The 21295-nt window shown below is 71.2% G+C and carries 18 protein-coding genes; 16 read left to right on the top strand and 2 right to left on the bottom strand.

The features are described from left to right. The first annotated feature begins 194 nt into the window (after positions 1–194). Positions 195–635: a DUF4260 family protein gene (locus AB5J56_RS28350; protein WP_369236319.1), complete on the top strand. Its 441-nt coding sequence runs from the start codon at positions 195–197 to the stop codon at positions 633–635. Between the two features lie 129 nt (positions 636–764). Next, complete coding sequence (locus AB5J56_RS28345) at positions 765–1991, top strand: cytochrome P450 (RefSeq protein ID WP_369236317.1); 1227 nt, start codon at positions 765–767, stop codon at positions 1989–1991. A 192-nt stretch (positions 1992–2183) separates the two neighbouring features. Here AB5J56_RS28345 and AB5J56_RS28340 read toward each other — a convergent pair whose 3' ends face one another. Then, complete coding sequence (locus AB5J56_RS28340) at positions 2184–3434, bottom strand: FAD-dependent oxidoreductase (protein WP_369236315.1); 1251 nt, start codon at positions 3432–3434, stop codon at positions 2184–2186. Positions 3435–3600: 166 nt separating this feature from the next. Between AB5J56_RS28340 and AB5J56_RS28335 the strand changes: the two genes are divergently transcribed. Further along, positions 3601–5544, top strand: a complete 1944-nt coding sequence (locus AB5J56_RS28335; RefSeq protein ID WP_369236313.1) for an HAD-IIIC family phosphatase — start codon at positions 3601–3603, stop codon at positions 5542–5544. A 176-nt stretch (positions 5545–5720) separates the two neighbouring features. Here the strand turns inward: AB5J56_RS28335 and AB5J56_RS28330 are convergent, their stop codons facing one another. Beyond that, positions 5721–6155, bottom strand: a complete 435-nt coding sequence (locus AB5J56_RS28330; RefSeq protein WP_369236311.1) for an SRPBCC family protein — start codon at positions 6153–6155, stop codon at positions 5721–5723. A 203-nt stretch (positions 6156–6358) separates the two neighbouring features. Between AB5J56_RS28330 and AB5J56_RS28325 the strand changes: the two genes are divergently transcribed. The 13 genes from AB5J56_RS28325 to AB5J56_RS28265 all read left to right on the top strand — a co-directional run bounded on the left by AB5J56_RS28325 (position 6359) and on the right by AB5J56_RS28265 (position 21294). Continuing rightward, positions 6359–8149: a fatty acyl-AMP ligase gene (locus tag AB5J56_RS28325; protein ID WP_369236309.1), complete on the top strand. Its 1791-nt coding sequence runs from the start codon at positions 6359–6361 to the stop codon at positions 8147–8149. A gap of 1 nt (position 8150) precedes the next feature. Next, positions 8151–9989, top strand: a complete 1839-nt coding sequence (locus AB5J56_RS28320) for an acyl-CoA dehydrogenase family protein (protein ID WP_369236307.1) — start codon at positions 8151–8153, stop codon at positions 9987–9989. Then, positions 9983–11746, top strand: coding sequence for an acyl-CoA dehydrogenase family protein (locus tag AB5J56_RS28315; RefSeq protein WP_369236305.1), 1764 nt, complete (start codon positions 9983–9985; stop codon positions 11744–11746). The genes AB5J56_RS28320 and AB5J56_RS28315 overlap by 7 nt, the downstream gene beginning before the upstream one ends. Positions 11747–11851: 105 nt before the next feature. After that, positions 11852–12133, top strand: coding sequence for an acyl carrier protein (locus AB5J56_RS28310; protein ID WP_369236303.1), 282 nt, complete (start codon positions 11852–11854; stop codon positions 12131–12133). Further along, positions 12133–15201, top strand: coding sequence for a type I polyketide synthase (locus tag AB5J56_RS28305; protein WP_369236301.1), 3069 nt, complete (start codon positions 12133–12135; stop codon positions 15199–15201). The genes AB5J56_RS28310 and AB5J56_RS28305 overlap by 1 nt, the downstream gene beginning before the upstream one ends. Then, positions 15198–16232, top strand: coding sequence for a 3-oxoacyl-ACP synthase III family protein (locus AB5J56_RS28300; protein ID WP_369236299.1), 1035 nt, complete (start codon positions 15198–15200; stop codon positions 16230–16232). The genes AB5J56_RS28305 and AB5J56_RS28300 overlap by 4 nt, the downstream gene beginning before the upstream one ends. Beyond that, on the top strand, positions 16229–16474 hold the full coding sequence (locus AB5J56_RS28295) for an acyl carrier protein (RefSeq protein ID WP_369236297.1): 246 nt from the start codon (positions 16229–16231) through the stop codon (positions 16472–16474). The genes AB5J56_RS28300 and AB5J56_RS28295 overlap by 4 nt, the downstream gene beginning before the upstream one ends. Continuing rightward, positions 16471–17352, top strand: a complete 882-nt coding sequence (locus AB5J56_RS28290; RefSeq protein ID WP_369236295.1) for a 2-oxo acid dehydrogenase subunit E2 — start codon at positions 16471–16473, stop codon at positions 17350–17352. Before AB5J56_RS28295 ends, AB5J56_RS28290 begins: the two co-directional genes overlap by 4 nt. Further along, the gene (locus tag AB5J56_RS28285; RefSeq protein WP_369242843.1) at positions 17306–18136 is read left to right on the top strand and encodes a 4'-phosphopantetheinyl transferase superfamily protein; all 831 of its coding nucleotides are present in this window, start codon (positions 17306–17308) and stop codon (positions 18134–18136) included. Before AB5J56_RS28290 ends, AB5J56_RS28285 begins: the two co-directional genes overlap by 47 nt. 294 nt (positions 18137–18430) lie before the next feature. Beyond that, the gene (locus tag AB5J56_RS28280) at positions 18431–18889 is read left to right on the top strand and encodes a DUF4260 family protein (protein ID WP_369236293.1); all 459 of its coding nucleotides are present in this window, start codon (positions 18431–18433) and stop codon (positions 18887–18889) included. A 14-nt stretch (positions 18890–18903) separates the two neighbouring features. Then, a complete protein-coding gene (locus AB5J56_RS28275) occupies positions 18904–20067 on the top strand; it encodes an alpha/beta hydrolase (protein ID WP_369236291.1) in 1164 nt (387 codons plus the stop codon). After that, positions 20060–20239 (top strand): hypothetical protein, encoded by a 180-nt coding sequence (locus AB5J56_RS28270; RefSeq protein ID WP_369236289.1) that lies wholly within the window; start codon positions 20060–20062, stop codon positions 20237–20239. Before AB5J56_RS28275 ends, AB5J56_RS28270 begins: the two co-directional genes overlap by 8 nt. 5 nt (positions 20240–20244) lie before the next feature. Continuing rightward, the gene (locus AB5J56_RS28265) at positions 20245–21294 is read left to right on the top strand and encodes an alpha/beta fold hydrolase (protein WP_369236287.1); all 1050 of its coding nucleotides are present in this window, start codon (positions 20245–20247) and stop codon (positions 21292–21294) included. Position 21295: the final 1 nt, after the last annotated feature.

Genomic DNA, 21295 nt, shown 5'->3' with positions numbered 1-21295 from the left:
CCTGTGCCTCTGGAATATGCCGTCCGATATCGGGGGATTGTTGAACGGAACCGGAAGGGTTCCTTCAACCGGGGTGATCGCGGCGGGCTTTGGCGTGCGCTTTGGCGTGCCTTCAGCGGCCGGGTGCACGCTGAGCCGACCGCGTACCGCGTTCGCGCCGCGGTACCCCCACACGTACCAGCGAGGAGAGACCCATGGCGCAGCACACTTCCCCGCGCACCCCCCAGGGCCCCACCAGGACGTCGACGTCGGCGCCCGTCCGTGCCGCGTGGGGGGTGCTCGGCGCCTTCCTGCTGGTCTGGTCGGTGTTCGAGGCGGTCAAGCACGGGGGGTGGGTGATCCCGCTCGCCGTACTCGGCCTCATCGCACCGGACCTGACCTTCTTCATCGCGAAGTCCGAGTGGACCCAGCCGGGCCGGCTGCCCAAGCGCGCCGTCCCGGCGTACAACCTGATGCACCGCCCGATCACACCGGTGGTGTGGATGGTGCTCAGCACCGTGGTCACCGGAGGGAAGCCCGAGGCGAACGCCGCGCCGTTCACTCTCGGCCTGATGTGGCTGACCCACATCGCCCTCGACCGGGCCATGGGCTACGGCCTGCGCAGCCGCGAGGGCTGGCAGCGAACTGCCGCCTGAGCAGCGGCTTTTCCGGGGTACAAGGGGGCGTTGCGAGGATCCTCCGGTTCTCGCGGATCCGTGCTGGACACCAGCCCCCGGTCCGCTGCTTCACCCTTCCAATTCGACCCCGTCTTCGGAGGCACCCAGATGGACGTTGGAGCGACCGAGCCCGAGGCCATACCCGAGACCCTGAACTACCCCTTCCACCGGCCCTCAGCCGTTCAGATGCCGCCCGTCTACGAGGAGTTGCGGCAGAGCTGCCCGGTCGCCCACGTCAAACTGCCCAGCGGCGACGAGGGGTACGTGGTCACCCGGTACGACGACGTACGCACCGTCCTGTCGGACGGGCGGTTCAGCCGGGCCGCCACCACGGAGCCCGGCGCCCCCCAGCTCTCCAGCACTCCCCCGCTGGCGGGCGGCCTGTTCACCATGGACCCGCCCGAGCACACCCGGCTGCGCAAGCTGGTCTCGCGGGAGTTCACCGCACGCCGCGTGCAGAACCTGCGCCCGCGCATCCAGGAGCTCACCGACGGGCTGCTCGACGCGATGGAGCGGCAGTCGCCGCCGGTGGACCTCAACACCGAACTCGCCTTCCCGCTCCCGGTGATGGTGATCTGCGAGCTGCTCGGCGTCCCCTTCGAGGACCGCGACCGCTTCCGCGGCTGGTCCGACGCGTTCGTCTCGCTGACCTCGCACACGCCCGAGGAGACGGCGGCCCAGCGCTCCTCCATGATCGAGTACCTGAGCGCGCTGGTGCAGCGCAAGCGCGAGGAGCCCACCGACGACCTGGTCGGCGCGCTCGTCTCGGCCCGGGACGAGGACGGCAAGCTGTCCGAGCACGAGCTGATCACCATGATCATCACGTTGCTCGTGGCCGGGCACGAGACGACCGTCAGCATGATCGGCACGTGTGTCCTCACGCTGCTGCGCCACCCGGAGCACCTGGCGGCGCTGCGCGAGCACCCGGAGCACCTCGACCACGCGGTGGAGGAGCTGCTGCGGATCAACCCCATCGGTGACGGCGGCCCGCTGCGGATCACCCTGGAGGACGTGGAGCTCGGCGGGAGGCTGATACCCAAGGGCAGCGCGGTCCTCGCGGCGATCTGCTCCGCCAACCAGGACCCCGACCACTTCACCGAGGGTGCGACGGGCACGTTCGACCCCGCCCGCCCCTCGGCGACCGGGCACATGGCGTTCGGGCACGGCCCGCACTTCTGCATCGGCTCCGCGCTCGCCCGGGCCGAACTGCAGATCGTCATCGGGTCGTTGCTGCGGCGCTTCCCCGCGCTGCGGCTCGCCGAGGACGTGAGCGAACTGCGGATGACCACCGGAATGATGGTGCACGGTCTGACCCGGCTCCCCGTCACCTGGTAGCCCGCGAAGCAGGCACCGCGACACTGCGAAGGCCCTGGCCCGGATGTACGGGCCAGGGCCTCGCGCTGTCGTCCGTTCGCCTCCAGGACCTTGCGCCGGCGCCCGGACGAAGCTGCCCGGCGGACCCTCCCTCAAAGGTCCGCCGGGCCGTCAGAGCCGGTGTCACACCCAGGGGATGTGACACGGGGTCTCTCAGACCCGGGTCGTCTCCCCCTGCGCCTTGACCACCTGCGGGCCCCGCGCCTGCAGTTGGAAGTACGCGCCGGCCAGGACCCGCTGCTTCAGCGCCTGACTCTGGTTGACCACCCGGTACAGGGAGCGGCGGAACACCCCGCCCGCCCCGTGCAGGGCGAACAGCTGCTCCTGACGCAGCTGCAGTCCGCGCGACTTGCTGACCGACTCCTCCCGCGCCTTCTGGAACCGCTCACCGGCCCGCAGCAGCGCCTGGGTGCCGCCGCCCTCCGCCATCGCGTCCTGCACCATCGGAGCCAGCGTCACCGCGTCGATGATGGCGTGGTTGACGCCCTGGCCGAGGATCGGCGTCAGGGTGTGCGCCGCGTCCCCGATCAGCTGGACGCCCGGCGCCGACCAGCGCGGCACCAGCGCGGTGAAGATGTCCAGCATCGACGTGTCCGACCAGGCGCGTATCTCCTCGCGCACGGCGCCGGACAGCTCGGGGGCGAGCCGGTCCAGGCGCTCGTACAGGGCGGTCAGACCCTGCGCGCGCAGCTCCTTGAGACCGCCCTTGGGAATGTTGAAGCCGACCCGCACACTGTCGGGGCGGGTCGGGATGAACAGGCCGTGCTGGTCGCCCTCGATCCGGATGCGGTAGGTGCGGTCGTCCCACTCCTTCGGGAACGGCAGCTTCAGCCAGACCACGTCTCGCTCCAGCGGCACCTTCGTGTACGGGATGCCCGACATCTCCCGCACCTTGCTGAACCGGCCGTCGCCCGCGACCGTGAGAGCCGCGTTCACCACGACCTCGCCGTCCGGCGTCCGTGCCCGTACGCCGGTCACCGGCCCGTCGCCCTCCCGGATCAGCCCGATCGCCGTGGCCGGGCGCAGCAGCGTGAAGTACTCGGGGTACTCCTCGCCGATCCCGGCCAGCGCGGACAGCAGTGCCGGCTGGGGCATCTCCACCGGGTACGGGTGCGGATAGGGGAACTTGGTGAAGTCGGCGCGCAGCACGGTGCTGCCGGAGTCCACGATCTCCATGCGGTGCATCTGTTGGTAGGCGCCCTCGAGCCGTCCGAGGACGCCGAGCCGGTCGAGCAGCCACACCGAATCCGGCGAGACCGACTCGCCGCGGAACGACCGGTCGAAGTGGGAGCTCTGCTCCACGACCACGACCGAAACGGAACGCTTGGCCAGTTCCACGGCCAGCGTGAGCCCCGCCGGACCCCCTCCGACCACGCACACCTGTGCGGTCAGCGCTGTTGTCATCGTCACTGCTGCCTTTCCGAAGGGGTCATGGTCGGCTCCGATGCTCCGGGCGCGGCCTAAAGACGTGCTTGCGCCCCGGGTCCGACGCGCGCCGCGCAAGCACGTCTTTAGGCCATCCGGTGATGGTCGGCGGCACCCGTCAGGTCCCGCAGAGAGGCCAACCGCCGTGAGCACAGCAGTGGGGACATCCGCACCAGCGCACTCCGTACCGGAGAAGACAGGGCCGCTCGACAGGCTGCGCGCCCTGCACGGAGAAGACCGGATCGCCGCCGAATATCCGACGGTCTCCGAACTTCTCGCCGAACTCGTCACATCCGAAGCCGACTTCGCCGCGCTGGCCCGCGCCGGCCGGCTCCTCTCGCGCGTCGCGCCGGAGAGCGTGCAGAAGCTGCACCCCCAGGTCGCGCCGGCCACCGTCGCGATCGCCGGGCACGGCATGCTGGACGCCCTGATCCCGGCGCTGACCGCACAGTTCGCCCGGCACGGGATTCCGCTGCGCGCCGCCGAGGCCGAGTACGACTCCTGGCTGCGCGACCTCCAGGACACCGGCAGCCCGCTGTACGCGGCCGACGCCGAACTGGCCCTGTGTGTGCTGGACGCGCAGATCGTCTTCGACGAACTCCCGCTGCCCTGGGGGGTGTCGGATCTCGCCAAGGCGCTGGACGCCAAGCTGGCGCTGATCACCACTCTGGTGGCGCGCTACGCGGAGCACGGCTCGGGCACTCTTGTCCTGAACACGCTGCCGCTGCTCAACAGCCACGCCCACCAGCTCGTCGACCACCGCTCGCGCACCGAACTCTCCGTGCACTGGCGGGAGTTCAACACCGGGCTGCTGCGCCTCGCCGCCGACCAGCCGCGGCTGCACGTCGTCGACCTCGACCCGCTGATCGCCGAGAGCGGCCCGGTGCGCGACAGCAGGCTCGCCGCGTACGCCAAGGTGCACCTCGGCGAGGAACTGCTCGGCCGGTACGCGCGCGAGATCGGCCACCTGGCCAGGACCCTGCGCGGGCGGGCCAAGAAGGTCCTCGTCGTCGACCTCGACAACACCCTGTGGGACGGCATCCTGGGCGACGACGGCCCGGACGGCATCGCCGCCGCCTCGACGTACCGCGGGGAGGCCTTCGGCAAGTTCCAGCGCGCCGTCAAGCAGATCGGCGCCCAGGGCGTGCTGCTCGCCGTGTGCAGCAAGAACGACCGGGACCCGGTCATCGGTGTGCTGCGCGACCACCCGGACATGGTCCTGCGCGAGGAGGACTTCACCCGGGTCAACGCCAACTGGGATCCCAAGGACGGCAATCTGCGCGACATCGCCGCCAAGCTCAACCTCGGCGTGGACAGTTTCGTCTTCGCCGACGACTCGCCCTTCGAGTGCGGTCTCGTGGCGTCGAGCCTGCCCGAGGTCGCCGTGGTCCGCCTCGACGAGGAGCCCGCGCTGCACGTGGACCGGCTGCTGGCCGACGGCTGGTTCGACGTGCGCGAGCTGACCGCGGAGGACCGGCTGCGCGCCGGCCAGTACCGCTCCGAGGCCGGCCGGCAGGACCTGGAGGAGAGCGCCGGGTCCATGGAGGAGTACCTGCGGGCCCTCGACGTACGCGTGGACATCTCTCCGGCACGTGACCACGAGGTGGCCCGGATCGCCCAGATCACCCTGCGCACCAACCAGTTCAACCTCACCACCCGGCGGATGCAGCAGGCCGACGTGCAGCAGTACCGCGAGGCGGACAACCAGCTGGTGCTCGCCGTGCGCACCCGTGACCGGTTCGGGGACAACGGTCTGGTCGGGGTGGTGTTCGCACGGAAGGAGGTCGGCGACGGCCGCCTCGACTACTACATCGACAACATGCTGCTGAGCTGCCGGGTCTTCTCGCGGGGCATCGAACAGGCCGCCCTGGCCTCGCTCCTGACGCACGCCAGGGACCACGGGGGGACCTCCATATTCGGCAGCTACCGGCCCACCGCGAAGAACCACCGGGTCCGCGACCTCTTCCCCTCGCTCGGCTTCGACACCATCAGCGAGAGCGAGGACGGCGGGGCGGAGTTCCAGCACACGCTCGGCGCCGGGGTGCCGGACGTGCCGGAGCACATCACGCTGGAGCTGGCGTTCGTCTGAGCCCTGACGCGCACCGCACTTGGCACACCCCCGAACCAGCCTGCCGCCCGCCCTACGTCCCCCAGGGGCGGGCGGCAGGCTTCTTCGTGTGCCCGGAACACCCGCTGGGCCTGAACAGCCGCTGGGCCTGGAGCGCCTGGAGTACCCGAGCACTCCGGGCACTCCAGGCCCAGCGGTCAGACGCCCGACTCCACCCGCTGCTTCAGCGCCTCGGTCAGCCGGCCGAAGCCGTGCTCGCTCTGCGCGATGATCGACTTGGTGAACGGCACGAGCACCCCGGTGAACACCTCGCTCTGCAGGACATGCGTGCCGCCGTCCCGCGCCGTCAGCTCGAAGCTGTGCAGCCCGTCGAAGATGTAGGGGACGCCGAACCGGCCGCGCCAGCGCAGCAGTTGGGGTCGCTCGGTCAGCAGCACAGTTGGCTTGAAGACCATCTCGCGCCCGCTGGACGGCAGTCGGAAGCGCAACGACAGCCGGTTCCCGGGCGCCGCGACGCCGGACGCCTCCACGAGGAACGGGTTCCATTCCTCGAACCGCTCGAAGTCGGTGAGGACGGCCCACACTTTCTCGGGCTCGGCGGAGATGAACACGTCGGACGCAATGCGGCGCACTCTGCTGCGCTCCTTTCGCGGCCCCTTCGGACCGTCTCCCGGATCTTCCGCACTCACGCTATCCGGCGCCCGGCGTCCGCCCCAGTACACCAACACATCGCACAAGTGTCGCCTTAGCACCCCGACGGAGCATCGCCGTGTCCGAGAACAGTCCTCGCCGGCGGCGCAACGCCAGCGGATCGTGGAGAGGTCAGGGAACGACGTTGACAGCCTTCCGCACGTTTACCGAACTGGTTCTGGCGCGCACCGACGCGCTCGGCCCCAAGGACGCCTTCATCTTCCTGCCGGACGACGCCAAGAGCTCGGCCCCGCAGAATCTGACGTACAGCCAACTCGACGAGGACGCCCGGCGGATCGGCTCCTGGCTCCAGGAGACCGGAGCCGCCGGACGCCAGGTCCTGCTGCTGTACCCGTCGGGCCTGGAGTTCATCAAGGCCTTCGTCGGCTGCCTGTACGCGGGTGCCGTCGCCGTACCCGCGCCGCTGCCCACCGAGCACGGCAACCACTTCACCCGTGTCTCCGGCATCCTGCGGGACGCGGAGGCGCACTCGGTCCTCACCGACTCCACCAACGCGCCGGAGATATCCGCCTGGCTGACCGCCGAGAACATGAACGACGTGCGGTGCCTGGCCACCGACGGCGCCGACTACGGCGACCCGGGTGCGTGGACCGCGCCGTCGATCACCCCGGAGGACCTGGCGTTCCTGCAGTACACCTCGGGCTCGACCAGTGACCCCAAGGGCGTCATGGTCTCGCACAAGAACCTGCTCGCCAACGAGCTGGCCATCCAGCACTCGGTCGGCTCCAACTCCGACACGCGCTACGGCGGTTGGCTGCCCTTCTACCACGACATGGGTCTCATCGGGCACATCCTGCAGCCGCTGTTCCTCGGCGGTTCGGCCGCGCTGATCTCGCCGGTGTCGTTCCTGAAGCGGCCGCACCGCTGGCTGCAGATGATCGGCGACTACAAGGTCACCATCGGCGGCGGCCCCAACTTCGCCTACGACCTCTGCCTGCGCCGTGTCACCGACGACCAGCTCGCCACCCTGGACCTGTCCAGCTGGCAGGCCGCGTGCAACGGCGCCGAGCCTGTCAGGGCCGAGACCATCCGCGCCTTCACCAAGCGCTTCGAGCCCGCCGGCTTCAAGCCCGAGGCCTTCTTCCCCTGCTACGGCATGGCCGAGACGACGCTCCTGGTCTCCGGCACCCCGCTCAACTCCCGTCCCGTCGTCCTCGCCGTCGACTCCGAGTCCCTGGAGGCGGGCAGGCTCGCCGACCCGCGCGAGGACGCGGCCAGCCGCACCCTCGTCAGCAGCGGCGTCGTGCGCTCGGACGACTTCGACGTACGGATCGTCGACGGGGAGACCTTCCTGGAGCAGCCCGAGGGCTCCGTCGGGGAGATCTGGGTCAAGGGCGAGAGCGTCGCCTCCGGCTACTGGAAGCGGCCGCTGACCAACAAGGAGATCTTCGACGCGGCCATCGCCGACGGCAAGGGCGGCGACGACGGGGGCGGCTGGCTGCGCACCGGCGACCTCGGCGTGTGGGAGGACGGCCAGCTGTACGTGACGGGCCGGCTCAAGGAACTGGTCATCATCGCGGGCCGCAACCTCTACCCGCAGGACATCGAGCGGGCCGTGCAGGGCACCGACAAGGCGCTCGGCGTCGGCGCGGGCGCGGTCTTCGCGGTGGAGACCGACCGCGAGCACCTGATCGTCATCCAGGAGGTGCGCGCCAGTTCCGTCAGCACCGATCTGCGCACCCTGGCCACCTCCGTACAGAGCTTCATCGGGCGGGAGTTCAACATTCCCGCGGGCAATGTGCTCCTGGTGCGCCCCGGCACGATCCGCAAGACCACCAGCGGCAAGATCCAGCGGACCCTGATGAAGCAGCTGTTCCTCAAGGGCCAGATCACCCCGCTGTACGAGGTCCTGGAGCCCGCCGTGCGCGAGCTCGTCGCCGACGCCATCGAGCGCCCGCTGGATTCGGTGGTCTGACATGGAGCATCCGCCGTATCGACTGGCCGGGGAGCTGGAAGCCTTCCTCGGGGACCCGAACGACCCGCAGGTGACCTTCTCCTACGCACGCAGCGTCGAACTCGACGACAAGGAGGAGTTCCCCGCGGACATCTGCCACCGTCTTCAGGAGTGGGGCCTTTCCGACTACTACGTGCCGGTCCAGCACGGCGGACGGCTCGACAACTACGAGCAGATACTCCAGCTCATGCGGGTCGTCGCCCGGCGCGACCTGACCACCGCGATCGGCCACGGCAAGACCTACCTGGGCGGCGTCTGCGTCTGGGTGGCGGGCGGCGCGGAGCAGGCCGAGCGGCTCGGCGCCGACATCAGGGCCGGCGTCCCGGTCTCCCTCGGCCTGACCGAGCGGGCGCACGGCAGCGACCTGCTCGCCGGTGAGGTGCAGGGCGAGACGGCACCCGGACTGCCCGGCGGCGGCTGGCTGGTGAGCGGCGAGAAGTGGCTCATCAACAACGCGACCCGGGGCAGCATCCTGGCCCTGCTCACCCGTACCGACCCGGCGGGCGGCCCGCGCGGCTTCAGCGTCCTCATGGTCGACAAGCGGGAGCTGGGTGAGGAAACGTACCGGCACCTGCCCAAGGTGCACACCCACGGCATCCGGGGCGCCGACATCTCGGGGATCGCCTTCGAGGGGGCGCGGGTGCCTCGGCAGGCGCTGGTCGGCACGGAGGGCGGCGGCATCGAGACCGTCATCAAGGCCCTCCAGCTGACCCGCACCCTGTGTGCCGCGCTCTCGCTGGGCGCGGGCGACCACGGGCTGCGCATCGCCCTGGAGTTCGCCGAGCAGCGGGAGCTGTACGGGCGGCGGCTGATCGACCTGCCGAAGGCCCGCCGGTCCCTGGGCACGGCCGCCGCCGACCTGCTGCTGCACGAGGCGCTCGGGCTGTACGCCTCGCGCGCCGTGCACACCCAGACCGCGGAGATGAGCCTGACCGCCGCGGTCACCAAGTACCTGCTGCCCTCCGGCACCGAGGGCGTGCTCACGGAGCTGACCCGGCTGCTCGGCGCCCGCGCGTTCCTCAAGGACGTGCACGCACAGGGGCGGTTCCAGAAGCTGGAGCGGGACCACCGCATCGTGGGCCTGTTCGACGGCAACACGCTGGTGAACCTCAACTCCCTGGTGAACCAGTTCCGTTCGCTGGTGCGCGGCTACCGACGCGGCAACGGCGACACGGCGGGCGCGAGTGCCGCCTACGACCTGGGACTGCCCCTTCCGCCTCTCGACCCGGGCAAGCTGTCCGTCGTCGCGCGGCGCGGCAGCGGTGTCCTCGCCTCACTGCCCGCCTCCGTCGAGGAGCTGGCCCGCCGGGCCGAGTCCCGGCCGGAGCTGGGACCGGTGCACTCGGCCGCGCAGCGGCTGCTCGCCGTCACCGACAAGGTGCACGCCGAGATGGAGACCCACCAGGACGTCCTCGCGGACGTACCGACGGCGGCCTTCGAGACGGCTCGGCGCTACACGCTCTGTTACGCCGGAGCCGCCTGCCTCGGTCTGTGGACCGCGAACGCGGACCGGCTGGCCGACGGCGCCACCGCGGCGCTGTGGCAGGACGGGCTGTGGCTGCGCGCCGCACTCGACCGGATCCTGGTGCGCCTCGGCGCGGCGGAGACCACGAACGGCACGGAAGGCGCCGACGGCTCCGAGCCCGAGACCTACGAGGCGCTGCTCGCCGAGGTGCGGGCCGCGCGGGCCGAAGGCCGGCTGTTCTCGCTGCTCGAACAGCGCGAAGCGGCCACGCCCGCCCCCGAGCAGGCCGCCACCGCGGCCGGCGAGAACGAGAAGAACGAGAGGACGTCATGCTGACCGGTTCCCTGCCCCAGGGGGCATATGGAGCCCCCACCACCGACCAGGAGGCACAGGTCGCCGCACGCGTCGCCGAGTTGGAGAAGCGGCTCGGCGACCCGAATTCCGACGACAACGACGTCTCGTACGCCCAGCTGCTGAAGGCCGACGAGGCCGGCGAGATGTCCGCGGCCGGCGAGAGCATCCTCGACGACGTGGTGCTCAACGCCGACTTCGTGCCGCGCGAGAACGGCGGCAGGCTGGACCGGATCGACACCCTGGTGCGGGTGATGCGCCAGGTGTTCCGCCGGGACGTCGCCCTGGGCCTCGGTTACGGCGTGACGTCGTTCATGGCGGGCGTCAACGTGTGGACCTCCGGCTCCGCCGAGCAGAAGCAGCGGCTCGCCCGCATCATGCTCGACGGCGGCAAGGTCTCGGTCGCGTACCACGAGCTGGCGCACGGCAACGACTTCGTGCGCAACGAGTTCGAGGCGCGTCCCGCGCCGGGCGGCGGCTATCTGCTCAACGGCGAGAAGCAGGTCATCAACAACGCCGACCGGGCCGCCGCCTGGGTGCTGTTCAGCCGCACCAGCGCGGCGCCCGGCGCCCGCAGCCACTCGGTGGTCCTCGCCGAGCGGGCCGGTCTCGACGCCGACACCTACTCGGTCCTGCCCCGCTACGGCGCGGCCGGAGTGCGTGGCTGCCACCTGTCGGGGCTGCACTTCGAGGACACCCCGGTGCCCGCGGACGCGCTCGTCGGCGACACCGGCCAGGGCGTCGAACTCGCCCTGCGGGCCTTCCAGATCACCCGCAGCGCGGTGCCCGGCATGGCGCTCGGGGCGGCCGACACCAGTCTGCGGACGGTGGTGTCGTTCGCGCTCGGCCGCGAGCTGTACCGCAAGTCCGTGATGGACATCCCGCACGCCCGGGCGACCCTGTCCGGTGCCTTCCTCGACCTGCTGATCGGCGACAGTCTCTCGCTCGCCGCGACGCGCGCCGTGCATCTGCTGCCGGAGGAGACGAGCGTCTACGCCGCGGCCACCAAGTACCTGGTGCCGAAGATGCTCACGGAGACCATGCACGATCTGTCGATCGTGCTGGGAGCCCGCTTCTACGTCCGCGAGGGCGAGTTCGGCATCTTCCAGAAGCACATCAGGGACCTGCCGGTGCTCAGCCTCGGCCACGCCGGGTCCGCCGCCTGCCAGGCCACGATCATCCCGCAGCTCGCCCGGCTCGCCCGGCGTTCCTGGTTCAACGCGGACCCGGCCCCGGGGTCGCTGTTCCGGCTGCGCGAGGACCTGCCCGGCATCCCCTTCGACCGGCTCACGCTGGCCAGCGGGCGGGACAGCCTGAGCGCGTCCCTGGTCGCCTCGGTCGACGAACTGCCCAGCTCCTCCCCGGTGGAGCGCGCGGTGCACAGCGTGGCCCTGAAGATGATGGACGAGCTGCGCCAGCTCCAGGAGGCGTCGCTGGCGCTGGCACCGGAGAACCGCACCGCTCTCGCGAGCCCCGGCACGTTCGCCCTCGCGGACCGTTACGCGGTGCTCCTGGCCGCCGCGTCCGTGATCGGCGTCTGGCAGCAGGCCCGCGGCGGCGACGACCCGTTCCTCGCCGACCCCGGCTGGCTGGCCGCCGTACTGCACCGGCTGGCCCGGCGCCTGGGCCAGCAGCCCCCGGATCTCCCGGCGTCCGTCGACGCCGGGGTGCACGAGGAAGTGCTGCGCAGGTACCGCGAGCGCAGGAGCTTCGACCTGTACGCCACACCGCTGGCCGGCTGACCGGCCGGCGGTGCACCACCGCCGTCACCAGCAACGCACTGCCGACCTCATCACCGATCTCACCGCCGGCGTCACCGCCGGCCTACCCTCGCCGAGGAGTGCACCATGCCTGCATCGACCACCGGACACACCCGTGAGTCGCTCACCCTGTGGCTGGCCGACCGCATCGCCCTGTACTTGAAGCGGCAGCCCGCCGAGATCGACCCGGTCGTTCCACTGGCCGAGTACGGACTCGACTCCGTGGCCGCCTTCAGCCTGTGCGGCGACATCGAGGAGGACTTCGACTTCGTCCTCGAGCCCACGGCCGCCTGGGACTACCCGACGGTGCAGGCGCTGGCCGACCACCTGATGGAGCAGTTCGCCGCTGTGGAAGGCGGCGCGCACTGATGGAACCGATCGCCATCGTCGGCATCGACTGCAGGTTCCCGGGGGCGCCCGACACGGGCGCCTACTGGGACCTGCTGATGCGTTCCGGAGACGGTGTGGGGGAGGTGCCCCGGCTGCGGTGGGACGCCAAGGAGTTCCACGCGGCAGGCGGTGCACCTGGACGTACGAACACCACCGAGGGCGGCTTCGTCAACGACCCCGACGCCTTCGACAACGAGTTCTTCACCATCTCGCCGCGCGAGGCCGCGGCCATGGACCCGCAGCAGCGGCTGCTGCTGCAGAGCGCCTGGCGGGCCGTCGAGGACGCCGGTATCGCCCCGCAGCAGCTGGCCGGCTCCGGCGCCGGTGTCTTCGTCGGCATCATGGGCAACGAGTGGGCCCAGCTGCACCTGACGGACTACGACAACGTCACGGCGCAGATCGGCTCCGGCAACGGCTACTGCATGACGGCCAACCGGATCTCGTACCACCTCGACCTCAAGGGGCCCTCCCTCGCTGTCGACACGGCCTGCTCGTCCTCGCTGGTCGCCGTGCACCTGGCGGCGAACGCCCTGCTGTCCGAGGAGTGCGACGTCGCGCTCGCGGGGGGCGTCAACGTCGCACTCACCCCGGCTCTGTCGATCTTCTACACGCAGGCGGGCCTGTCGGCTCCCGACGGCCGCTGCAAGCCGTTCAGTTCCGAGGCCAACGGCATCGGTCGCGGCGAGGGCGTCGGCGTCGTCGTACTGCGCCGGCTGAAGGACGCCGTCGCGGACGGCCAGCGGGTGTACGCGGTGATCCGCGGCACCGCCGTCAACCAGGACGGGCGCAGCAACGGCATCACCGCGCCCAACCGGTGGGCACAGCAGGAGGTGCTGGCCTCCGCCTACCGCAGGGCCGGCGTCGAACCGTCCGACGTCACCTTCACCGAGGGACACGGCACCGGCACCGCGCTCGGCGACATGATGGAGGTCAGGGCGCTGGGCCACCACCACGCGGGGCGCTCCGGCAAGCCGCTGGCGCTCGGCTCGGTGAAGGGCAACCTCGGGCACACCGAGGGTGCCGCGGGCATCGCGGGCCTGATCAAGGTGGCGCTGTCGCTGCACAACCGGGTGGTGCCCGCGAGCAGGTTCGCGGCCAAGGAGAACCCGAGCCTGAAGATGCGCGAGCACGGCATACGGCTCCTGAAGGCGCCGCTCAAGCTGCCCGCGGAAGGCGTCGTCGCCGGACTCAGCAGCTTCGGCATGGGCGGCACGAACGCGCACGCCGTCCTGGAGAGCGCACCCCCGGCCGCGGCCCGCCCCAAGGCGCGCCCGTCCGCCACCGCCGGCGGCATCGGCGCCGCCGTCTTCACGCTCACCGCACCCGCCGTACCGGCCCTGCAGCGCAACCTGCTGGCCCAGGCGGACGCGGCCGAGCGACGCCGGGTGCCGGTGGGGTCGCTGGCCTGGAACAGCAACCATGTGAAGGCCGGGCACCGCTACCGGTTCGCGGTCTCCGCCTCGGACACGGCCGAGCTCGTGACCCGGCTGCGGAGCGCCGCCGACGACCCGGACCTGCTCGCGCGGCTCACCGCGGCGCCCACGGGCCGCCCGCGCACCGCGTTCCTGTACACCGGGCAGGGCTCGCAGTACCCGGCGATGACGGCGGGGCTGTACCGGGACTCGGCGCTGTACCGCGGCTTCCTCGACGAGGCCGACGCGGCGCTGCTGCCGCACACGGGCAGATCCGTGCGCGACCTCGTTCTCGGCGGGGACGCGGACGTCCATCTGACCCGGTGGACGCAACCCGCCCTGTTCGCCGTCGAGTACGCCCTCGGGCGCACCCTCGCCGAACTGGGCGTACGGCCGGACGTGCTGCTGGGTCACAGCGTCGGCGAGTACGCGGCTGCCGTCCTCGCGGGCGCGCTGCCGCTGGACGGCGCGGCCCGGCTGATCGCGGCCCGGGGCGCGCTGATGCAGGAACTCCCCGAGGGCGGCGGCATGTTGTCCGTGCGGGCCGCGCGCGAGTCTCTTGAGGCGCGGGTGGCCGAGGAGCCGCTGGTGGGCATCGCCGCGGTCAACGGTCCGCTGGCGACGGTCCTCTCCGGTGATCTGGCCGCCCTGGAGCGCATCGAGGGCGAGCTGACGGAGCGGGGGCTGAAGACGCGCAGGCTCCAGGTCTCGCACGCCTTCCACTCCCCTCTCATGGAGCCGATGCTGGAGCGGTTCGCGGCCGTCGCCGAGGAGGTCGGCGGCACCGTGCCGCAGGTCCCGGTGTACTCGACGGTGCGCGGCCGGCTGCTCGACCAGGAGGCGGGCGAGGCGATGGACGCCGCCTACTGGGTGGAGCACATCGGCGCGACGGTGCTGTTCGCCGACGCCACGATCGCCCTGCTCGACGACGGCGCGACGCACGTCGTGGAGATCGGCCCGCGCCCCGTGCTCTCCGGCATGGTGCGCACCCTCGGCGGTGCGCGCACCGCCGCCGGTCCCGTGCACGTCCACCCGGTGCCCGGCGAGGACGCGGCCGGCCGTGAGCTGGGCGACGCACTCGCCGAGCTGTACCGCGGTGGTGCCGTGCCGGACTGGGACGCGGTGTACGAGGAGAAGGACCGGGTGCCGCAGCAGCTCGCCCCGTACGCCTTCTCCGACAAGCACCGCTACTGGGCGGCGCGCACCCCGGCGCTCGGCGAGGCGCGGGGCGGCCGCGTGGAGCCGGCGCTCCAGTCGGTGGTGTCCGCTCCGGAGCCGGAGTCCGCGCAGTCCGAACCGGCGGCCTCCGCCGTCGCCGTGCTCTCCGTGGGGCATGGCAGGCCCGAGGGCCCGGTGGCACGGGCCGCGTACGAGGTCGTCGGCAAGGTCGGCGGCTACGCACCGGACGAACTCACCCCCGATCTGCGGCTCTACGAGGATCTCGGGTTCGACTCGGTGATGGTCATGGAGCTCAAGAACCGCCTTGAGGAACGGCTCACCGGGCTCGGCGAAATGACCGTCCAGGACCTGCTGCCGAGGCTCTCCACCGTGGGAGAGCTCGTCGGCTTCCTGAACGAGATAGGCGCCGCCGCCCACGGCCACGAAGCCCCCGGCCAGGAAGAGAGGACGGCATGACCCAGGAACAGACAGCCCCGACCGCGTATATCGCGTCCATAGGCACCGCCCTGCCCGGCGATCCGGTGGACAACGCCCAGCTCTCCAAGATGCTCGGCGTCAACGAGGAGTGGATCGAGGTCTTCATCGGCACCAAGACCCGGCACTTCGCGCGCGACCTGGCGACCGGCGAGGTCCGCTGGTCGCTGGCCGACCTGTGTGCCCGGGCCGCCGAGAAGGCGCTCGCGGCGGACGGCGTGGACGCCTCCGACATCGACTTCATCGTGCTCGGCACGGCGACGCCCGACACGCTGATGCCGGCCACCGTCAACAACGTGGCCGACCAGCTCGGTCTCGACCAGGTGCCCACCTTCCAGCTCCAGTCGGGCTGCGCGGGCGCCGTGCAGGCGCTCAGCCTCGCCCAGACGATGATCGCCTCCGGGCAGTACCGCACCGGTCTGGTCATCGGCGGCGACGTGTGCAGCAAGCACCTCGACGTCAAGCGCGACCTGTCCAAGTCCGCCCCCAGCGACCTGGTCAACTTCGTGCTCTTCGGGGACGGTGCGGGCGCCGCCGTACTCACCTCCGAGCCGGCCGGGCAGCGCGTCGCGGTGCGGCACGTGCTCAACCGGTTCACGGGCCTGGGCCGCAAGGCCGGCCAGGTCATCGAGTGGTTCGGTCTCGCCGACCGCTACGACGACCGGCAGGCGCTGACCGAGGACTACAAGGCCATCGAGGAGGGCGTCCCCGTGATGGCCACGGAGATCCTCTGGGAGCTCCTCGGCGAACTCGACTGGGACCCCGAGGACCTGGACTTCCTGCTGCCGCCCCAGCTGTCGGGCCGGATGACGCGCCGCATCACCGAGGAACTGGACGTGCCCGGTGCCCGCGAGGTGTCCTGCGTCGCCGACACCGGCAACAACGGCAACGCCCTGCCCTTCCTGCAGATAGAGAAGCTCCTCGAACAGATGGCCGCCGGCGAGAAGGCCCTGGCGGTCGCCGTGGAGTCAAGCAAATGGATCAAGGCCGGTTTCGCCCTGGAGAAGATATGAGCAGCGGCACGAGCACCTTCACCCTCGACGACTTCATCCTGCTGATTCGCGAAGAGATCGGAATGCCTCTGGAAGCCGAGCAGGTGGCGGCGGACTTCGACGAACTGCCCAACTGGGACTCCCTCTACCTCCTCAAGCTGGTCACCGCCCTGGAGGTGGCCACCGGACACAGCGTCCCCGTCGGCAAGGTCCTGGAGGCCAGGAGTCTGAAGGGGATCTACGACCTGGCGGTGCCGGCGTGAGCAGGGCCGCGGTCCACGGGGCAAGCACCGTCATCGAGCGACGTCGCCGGCACACCCTGTTCTTCCTGGAGTGGGCGGCCGGCCAGCGCCCGGTGCACCTCGACACCGACATCGACATGACGCGGATTCAGGAGCACCGGGCCGCGGCCCGTGACCGCGGCCTGCGCTACTCCTACGTGACCTATCTGCTGCACGCGGCCGGCCGAGCCCTGGACCGGCATCCCGAGGCGAACGCGGTGATGTCCCCGGGCTGGCCGGGGCGGCTGCGCGCACCCAAGATCGTGCGGTTCCGTGAGGTGACCGCGAAGCTGGCCCTGGACCGCCGTGTCGAGGGCGAGCGCACCGTGCTGTCCGCACTGGTGCCGAACCTGGAGAAGGCCGGGCTGCGCGAGATCCAGCAGCAGGTCGACCGCTACCGGGGGCAGGACGCCGCGGAACTGCCCGAGTTCAAGGGCGTACGGATGCTGGGGCGGCTGCCGCTGCCCCTCGCCCGTACGGCGTTCGGCGCGGCGCTGCGCGATCCGCGCACGCGGCCGGGCATCTTCGGCAGCGTCTCTGTCAGTTCCCTCGGCCACAGCGCGGTCGACGGGTTCCACTCGGCGGGCGGCACCGCCGTCACGCTGTGCGCGGGGCGGATCGTCCAGCGGGCCGTGGTCCGCGCGGACGGCTCCATAGCCGCCGCTCCCGTCATGCGGCTCGGCCTCACTTTCGACCACAGGGTGATCGACGGCGGGATCGCGGCCGATCTGCTCACCGATCTCCACCACACCATGGAGGCCTTTGATGACGGCTCCAGGGCGCAAGTCCCCGGCCCGGACGCTCGGGGAGCCGATCGTGATCACGGGACCCGGCGGGGACTGGAGCACAGTCCGCGCTGACCTGGACCGGCATGCGACCGCGATCCTCTACGCCCGCCTGGACGACTGGCGTCCCGAACGGGCGGGAGGGCCACGCCTGCGTGCCCTGCTGGGCCGCGACTGGGAGCGTTTCCTGGAGTTGACGCACCCCGATGTGCGGACCAGGTTCGCCTCGTCGCGGGTCCTGCTGAAGTTCGCGGCCGCCGCGGCGCTCCATGTGCCGCCGCAGTCCGTGGAGTTGGGCTACACCCACACCGGGCGGCCCTATCTGCGCGGGTACGACGGCGTGCACATCAGCCTCAGCCACACCGATGAACTGCTCCTGGTGGGACTGGCCACCGGCGGGGTGATCGGGGTGGACGCCGAGCGGGCCGACCGCAAGCTCTACGGTCCCGGCCTCGGCCGCCACATGTGCACACCGCACGAGGTGGAGGAGATCGAGGCCATGCCGGAGAAGGAGCGCGATCCGGCGCTGGTCCGGCTCTGGACGCTCAAGGAGGCGTACAGCAAGGCGATCGGGCTCGGCATGCAGTTCCGCTTCACCGACTTCGGCTTCCGTTCCGACGGCACGCCCACCGACGTACTGCGGCCCAACGGCGAACCGGGCTCGGACGGCGAGTGGACGTTCCGTACCTACGAGCTCTCCGACACCTACGTCGTCAGCGTGGCCGTGGGTGACGCGGGCTTCGGCGGTACGGCGGACACGGCGGCCGGCACGGCCCTCGACTCGAGCATCGTCGACGCACTCACCGAGGTGCTCGGCGAGGACGAGCAGCAGGAGTCCGAGCAGGACGAGTGGTGGTGACGGAGACATGGTGAGACAGGTGGCGAGACAGGTGCTGAAACGTTTCGTGACGGACGGGTGGTGAGACAGGCGGTGATGACGGACCGGTCGTGGTGACCGACCGGTGGTGAGGACGGATCGGTCCTGGTGACAGACCGGTCCGGGTGACAGATGAGGGGTGGTCGGCCTACGGGTCCGGCCACCCCTCACCTGCACAAGTCCCCACAAGCCCGTACAACCAGGCCGCAAGCAACCCGCAGAACACTGGGCGCACAGCGCACGGCTCACATTGCTCGACGCTAGAGGAGACGCCGCATGAAAGCCGATCTCCGGGTGCTGTCACCCGCTCCCCGCTCGGCCGCGCACGAACCGGCCGCCGCCACCCCGGGCACGCCCGCTCCCGTCGACCTCTGGACCTGGCGCAGCACCGCGGGCCGGACGCTGAGCGCGGTCACGGGCGCCGCCTCCTTCGGCACGGCTCTCGCGCTCGGCGGCGCCCTGAGCCCGACTTTCTGGACCTCGCTCATCGCCCCCGACTTCGCGTTCTTCCACACGGGAAAGACACCGCCGGTGGCCCCGCGCCACCTCCCGCCGGACATGGTCCCCCTCTACAACACCCTGCACGACCCGCGGCTGGCCGGGGCCCTCCTCGCGGGAGGCGTCCTCACGGCGTCGCGGACGCTGCTCCTGGCGGGGCTCGGCTGGACCACGCACATCGCGGTGGACCGGGCCTTCGGCTACGGAAAGCGGCGCCCCGACGGCGCCATCCACTGACCGGAGGGTCGGACATGCAACATCTCGAAGAACTCAAGGAGTTCGCCCGACTGCACGCCCGCGGCCAGGGCATGGCGCCCGGGCACGCCGCCGAGGTCCTGGACCGCATCGCCAACGACACCGTGGGCGACCCCGCGTCCTGGGCCGCCGTGTGGACGACGGAGGGCAAGGTCGCCGCGGCGCGCGGCGACCTGCTGGACGCCTGCCGGCACTACGCGCTCGCCCGCTTCCCCTACCACGCCGACGACGACCGCATCCTCGCGCAGCAGCTGTGCGTGGACTCCTTCGACCGCTGGCGTCAGACCCAACAGGGCATCGAGCGGCTTGAGTTCACGACCCCCTACGGCTCGTTCGCCGCCTGGGCGTCCGGGCTCGACGAGCAGCGCCCGCGACCGCTGCTGATCGTCATGGGCGGCATCGTGAGCGTCAAGGAGCAGTGGGCTCCGCTGCTGCCGAAGCTGCGCAAGCTGGGCTTCGCGACCGTCGTCACCGAGCTGCCGGGTGTCGGCGAGAACACCCTCCGGTACCAGCCCGACTCCTGGCTGATGGTCAACTTCCTGCTGGACCGGCTCGCCGGCCGGGCGAAGGTGACCGACACCTCCCTGCTCGCGCTCAGCTTCAGCGGCCACCTCGCCCTGCGGGCCGCCGCGCAGGACTCCCGCATCACGCGCATCCTCACGGTGGGCGCCCCGGTGGCCGACTTCTTCGCCGACGAGGCGTGGTGGCCGCGGGTGCCGGGCATCACGGCGGACACGCTGCGCCGCCTCACCGGCGCCGACTCCCTCGACGAACTGCGCGCCCTGCTCCCGGAGTTCGCCCTCACTCCGCAGGAGCTGCGCCGGGTGCGCATCCCCGTCCGGTACGTGGTCAGCAGCCGGGACGAGATCATCCCGGCCCGCGAGCAGGCGCTGCTGCGCCGGTCGCCGGGGGACGTCCGCTTCAAGGTCTTCGACGACGTGCACGGCTCCCCGGCCCATCTGGGCGCGATGCGGCGCTGGCTGTTCTCCTCGCTGCTCGTGCTACGGCTGCGGGGGGCGCGCGGCGCGACCGCGCCGGACCCCGTCGTTCCGTCCGACTCCCCGCACTCCTCCGGCTCCCCCGACCCCATCGGCATCCCCCACGCGCACGGCCCGCACGGCTCCACCGATCCACTCGACGAGAGGCCACGTCATGAATGACTCATCGAAGCCCTCGCGTACGGCCGGCAAGGTCAGGCCCTGGGTGAGCCTGGCCTCGCTCGGGGTGACCGAGAGCGATCTGACCACCGTCCACCACCGGCCCGTCATACCGTTCCGGCGGCCGGGCGAGCGGCCCGGCGAGCGCCACCGCCACATATCCGAGGGAGCCTGACCACCATGACCTCGCCCAACGGCGGCGCCGAGCAGCGCAGCGCCGGCAGTTCCACCATCCGGATGCGCTACCGCACCATCCACGGCTACCGAAGCGCCTTCCGGATGGCGGGCAAGGGCCGGGCGATCCTGCTGATCCACGGCATCGGGGACTCCTCCGACACCTGGCGCGACATCATGCCGGGCCTGGCCAGGAACTATCGCGTCATCGCCCCGGACCTGCTCGGCCACGGCGCCTCCGACAAACCCCGCACCGACTACTCGCTGCCCTCCTACGCCAACGGAATGCGTGACCTGCTCGGCGTGCTCGGCATCGAGCAGGTCACGCTGGTGGGTCACTCACTGGGCGGCGCGGTGGCGATGCAGTTCGCCTACCAGTTCCCCGAGCGGGTCGAGCGGCTCGTCCTCGTCGGCACCGGCGGAATCAGCCGCGGGGTGACCCCCCTGCTGCGCGCGGCCACGCTGCCCGGCGCGGAACTCGCCCTGATGGCCCTGCGGTTGCCCACCATGCGCACCCAACTCGGGCTCGCCATCAAGGCGTTGCAGTTCCTCGACGTCGATCTCGCAGTGGACGCCCCTGATGTGCTCCGGGTGGTGGACGCACTGCCCGACGGCACCTCGCGCAACGCCTTCATCAGGACACTGCGGGCCGTGGTGGACTGGAAGGGCCAGGTGGGCACGATGCTCGACCGCTGCTATCTGGCCCAGGGCATGCCCACGATGCTGCTGTGGGGCGGCCGTGACCAGGTGGTGCCGTCCACGCACGCCGGCCTCGGTCATGTGGCGATGCCCGGCAGCCGTCTGGAGATCTTCGAGCACGCGGGCCACTTCCCCTTCCGCACGGACCCGCAGCGCTTCGAGAACGTCCTGCGCGACTTCATCAGCACCACGGAGCCGGCCCCGTACAACGCCGAGCAGTGGCGCCGGATGCTCCGCACCCGCCACCTGGACCCGCCCTCGGACAGGGCGCGCCGCTCCGCCGCCCGCAGCTCCGCCGCCGACCCCGGCACGCGACCGGCCGCGACAGAGGTCCCGCGGATACCGCGCCCCGCCTGAC

Origin of the sequence: Streptomyces sp. R21 (assembly GCF_041051975.1) — a bacterium.
In the GTDB taxonomy this organism is placed as follows: domain Bacteria; phylum Actinomycetota; class Actinomycetes; order Streptomycetales; family Streptomycetaceae; genus Streptomyces.
This window is presented reverse-complemented; position numbering and strand designations above follow the sequence as displayed.

Bases quoted from the DNA above. Each gene is read 5' to 3' on its own strand.
- AB5J56_RS28310 (WP_369236303.1), top strand. From the start codon at position 11,852: ATGCCTGCATCGACCACCGGACACACCCGTGAGTCGCTCACCCTGTGG.
- AB5J56_RS28315 (WP_369236305.1), top strand. From the start codon at position 9,983: ATGCTGACCGGTTCCCTGCCCCAGGGGGCATATGGAGCCCCCACCACC.
- AB5J56_RS28275 (WP_369236291.1), top strand. From the start codon at position 18,904: ATGCAACATCTCGAAGAACTCAAGGAGTTCGCCCGACTGCACGCCCGC.
- AB5J56_RS28280 (WP_369236293.1), top strand. From the start codon at position 18,431: ATGAAAGCCGATCTCCGGGTGCTGTCACCCGCTCCCCGCTCGGCCGCG.
- AB5J56_RS28305 (WP_369236301.1), top strand. From the start codon at position 12,133: ATGGAACCGATCGCCATCGTCGGCATCGACTGCAGGTTCCCGGGGGCG.
- AB5J56_RS28350 (WP_369236319.1), top strand. From the start codon at position 195: ATGGCGCAGCACACTTCCCCGCGCACCCCCCAGGGCCCCACCAGGACG.
- AB5J56_RS28265 (WP_369236287.1), top strand. From the start codon at position 20,245: ATGACCTCGCCCAACGGCGGCGCCGAGCAGCGCAGCGCCGGCAGTTCC.
- AB5J56_RS28340 (WP_369236315.1), bottom strand. From the start codon at position 3,434: ATGACAACAGCGCTGACCGCACAGGTGTGCGTGGTCGGAGGGGGTCCG.
- AB5J56_RS28300 (WP_369236299.1), top strand. From the start codon at position 15,198: ATGACCCAGGAACAGACAGCCCCGACCGCGTATATCGCGTCCATAGGC.
- AB5J56_RS28345 (WP_369236317.1), top strand. From the start codon at position 765: ATGGACGTTGGAGCGACCGAGCCCGAGGCCATACCCGAGACCCTGAAC.
- AB5J56_RS28320 (WP_369236307.1), top strand. From the start codon at position 8,151: ATGGAGCATCCGCCGTATCGACTGGCCGGGGAGCTGGAAGCCTTCCTC.
- AB5J56_RS28295 (WP_369236297.1), top strand. From the start codon at position 16,229: ATGAGCAGCGGCACGAGCACCTTCACCCTCGACGACTTCATCCTGCTG.
- AB5J56_RS28270 (WP_369236289.1), top strand. From the start codon at position 20,060: ATGAATGACTCATCGAAGCCCTCGCGTACGGCCGGCAAGGTCAGGCCC.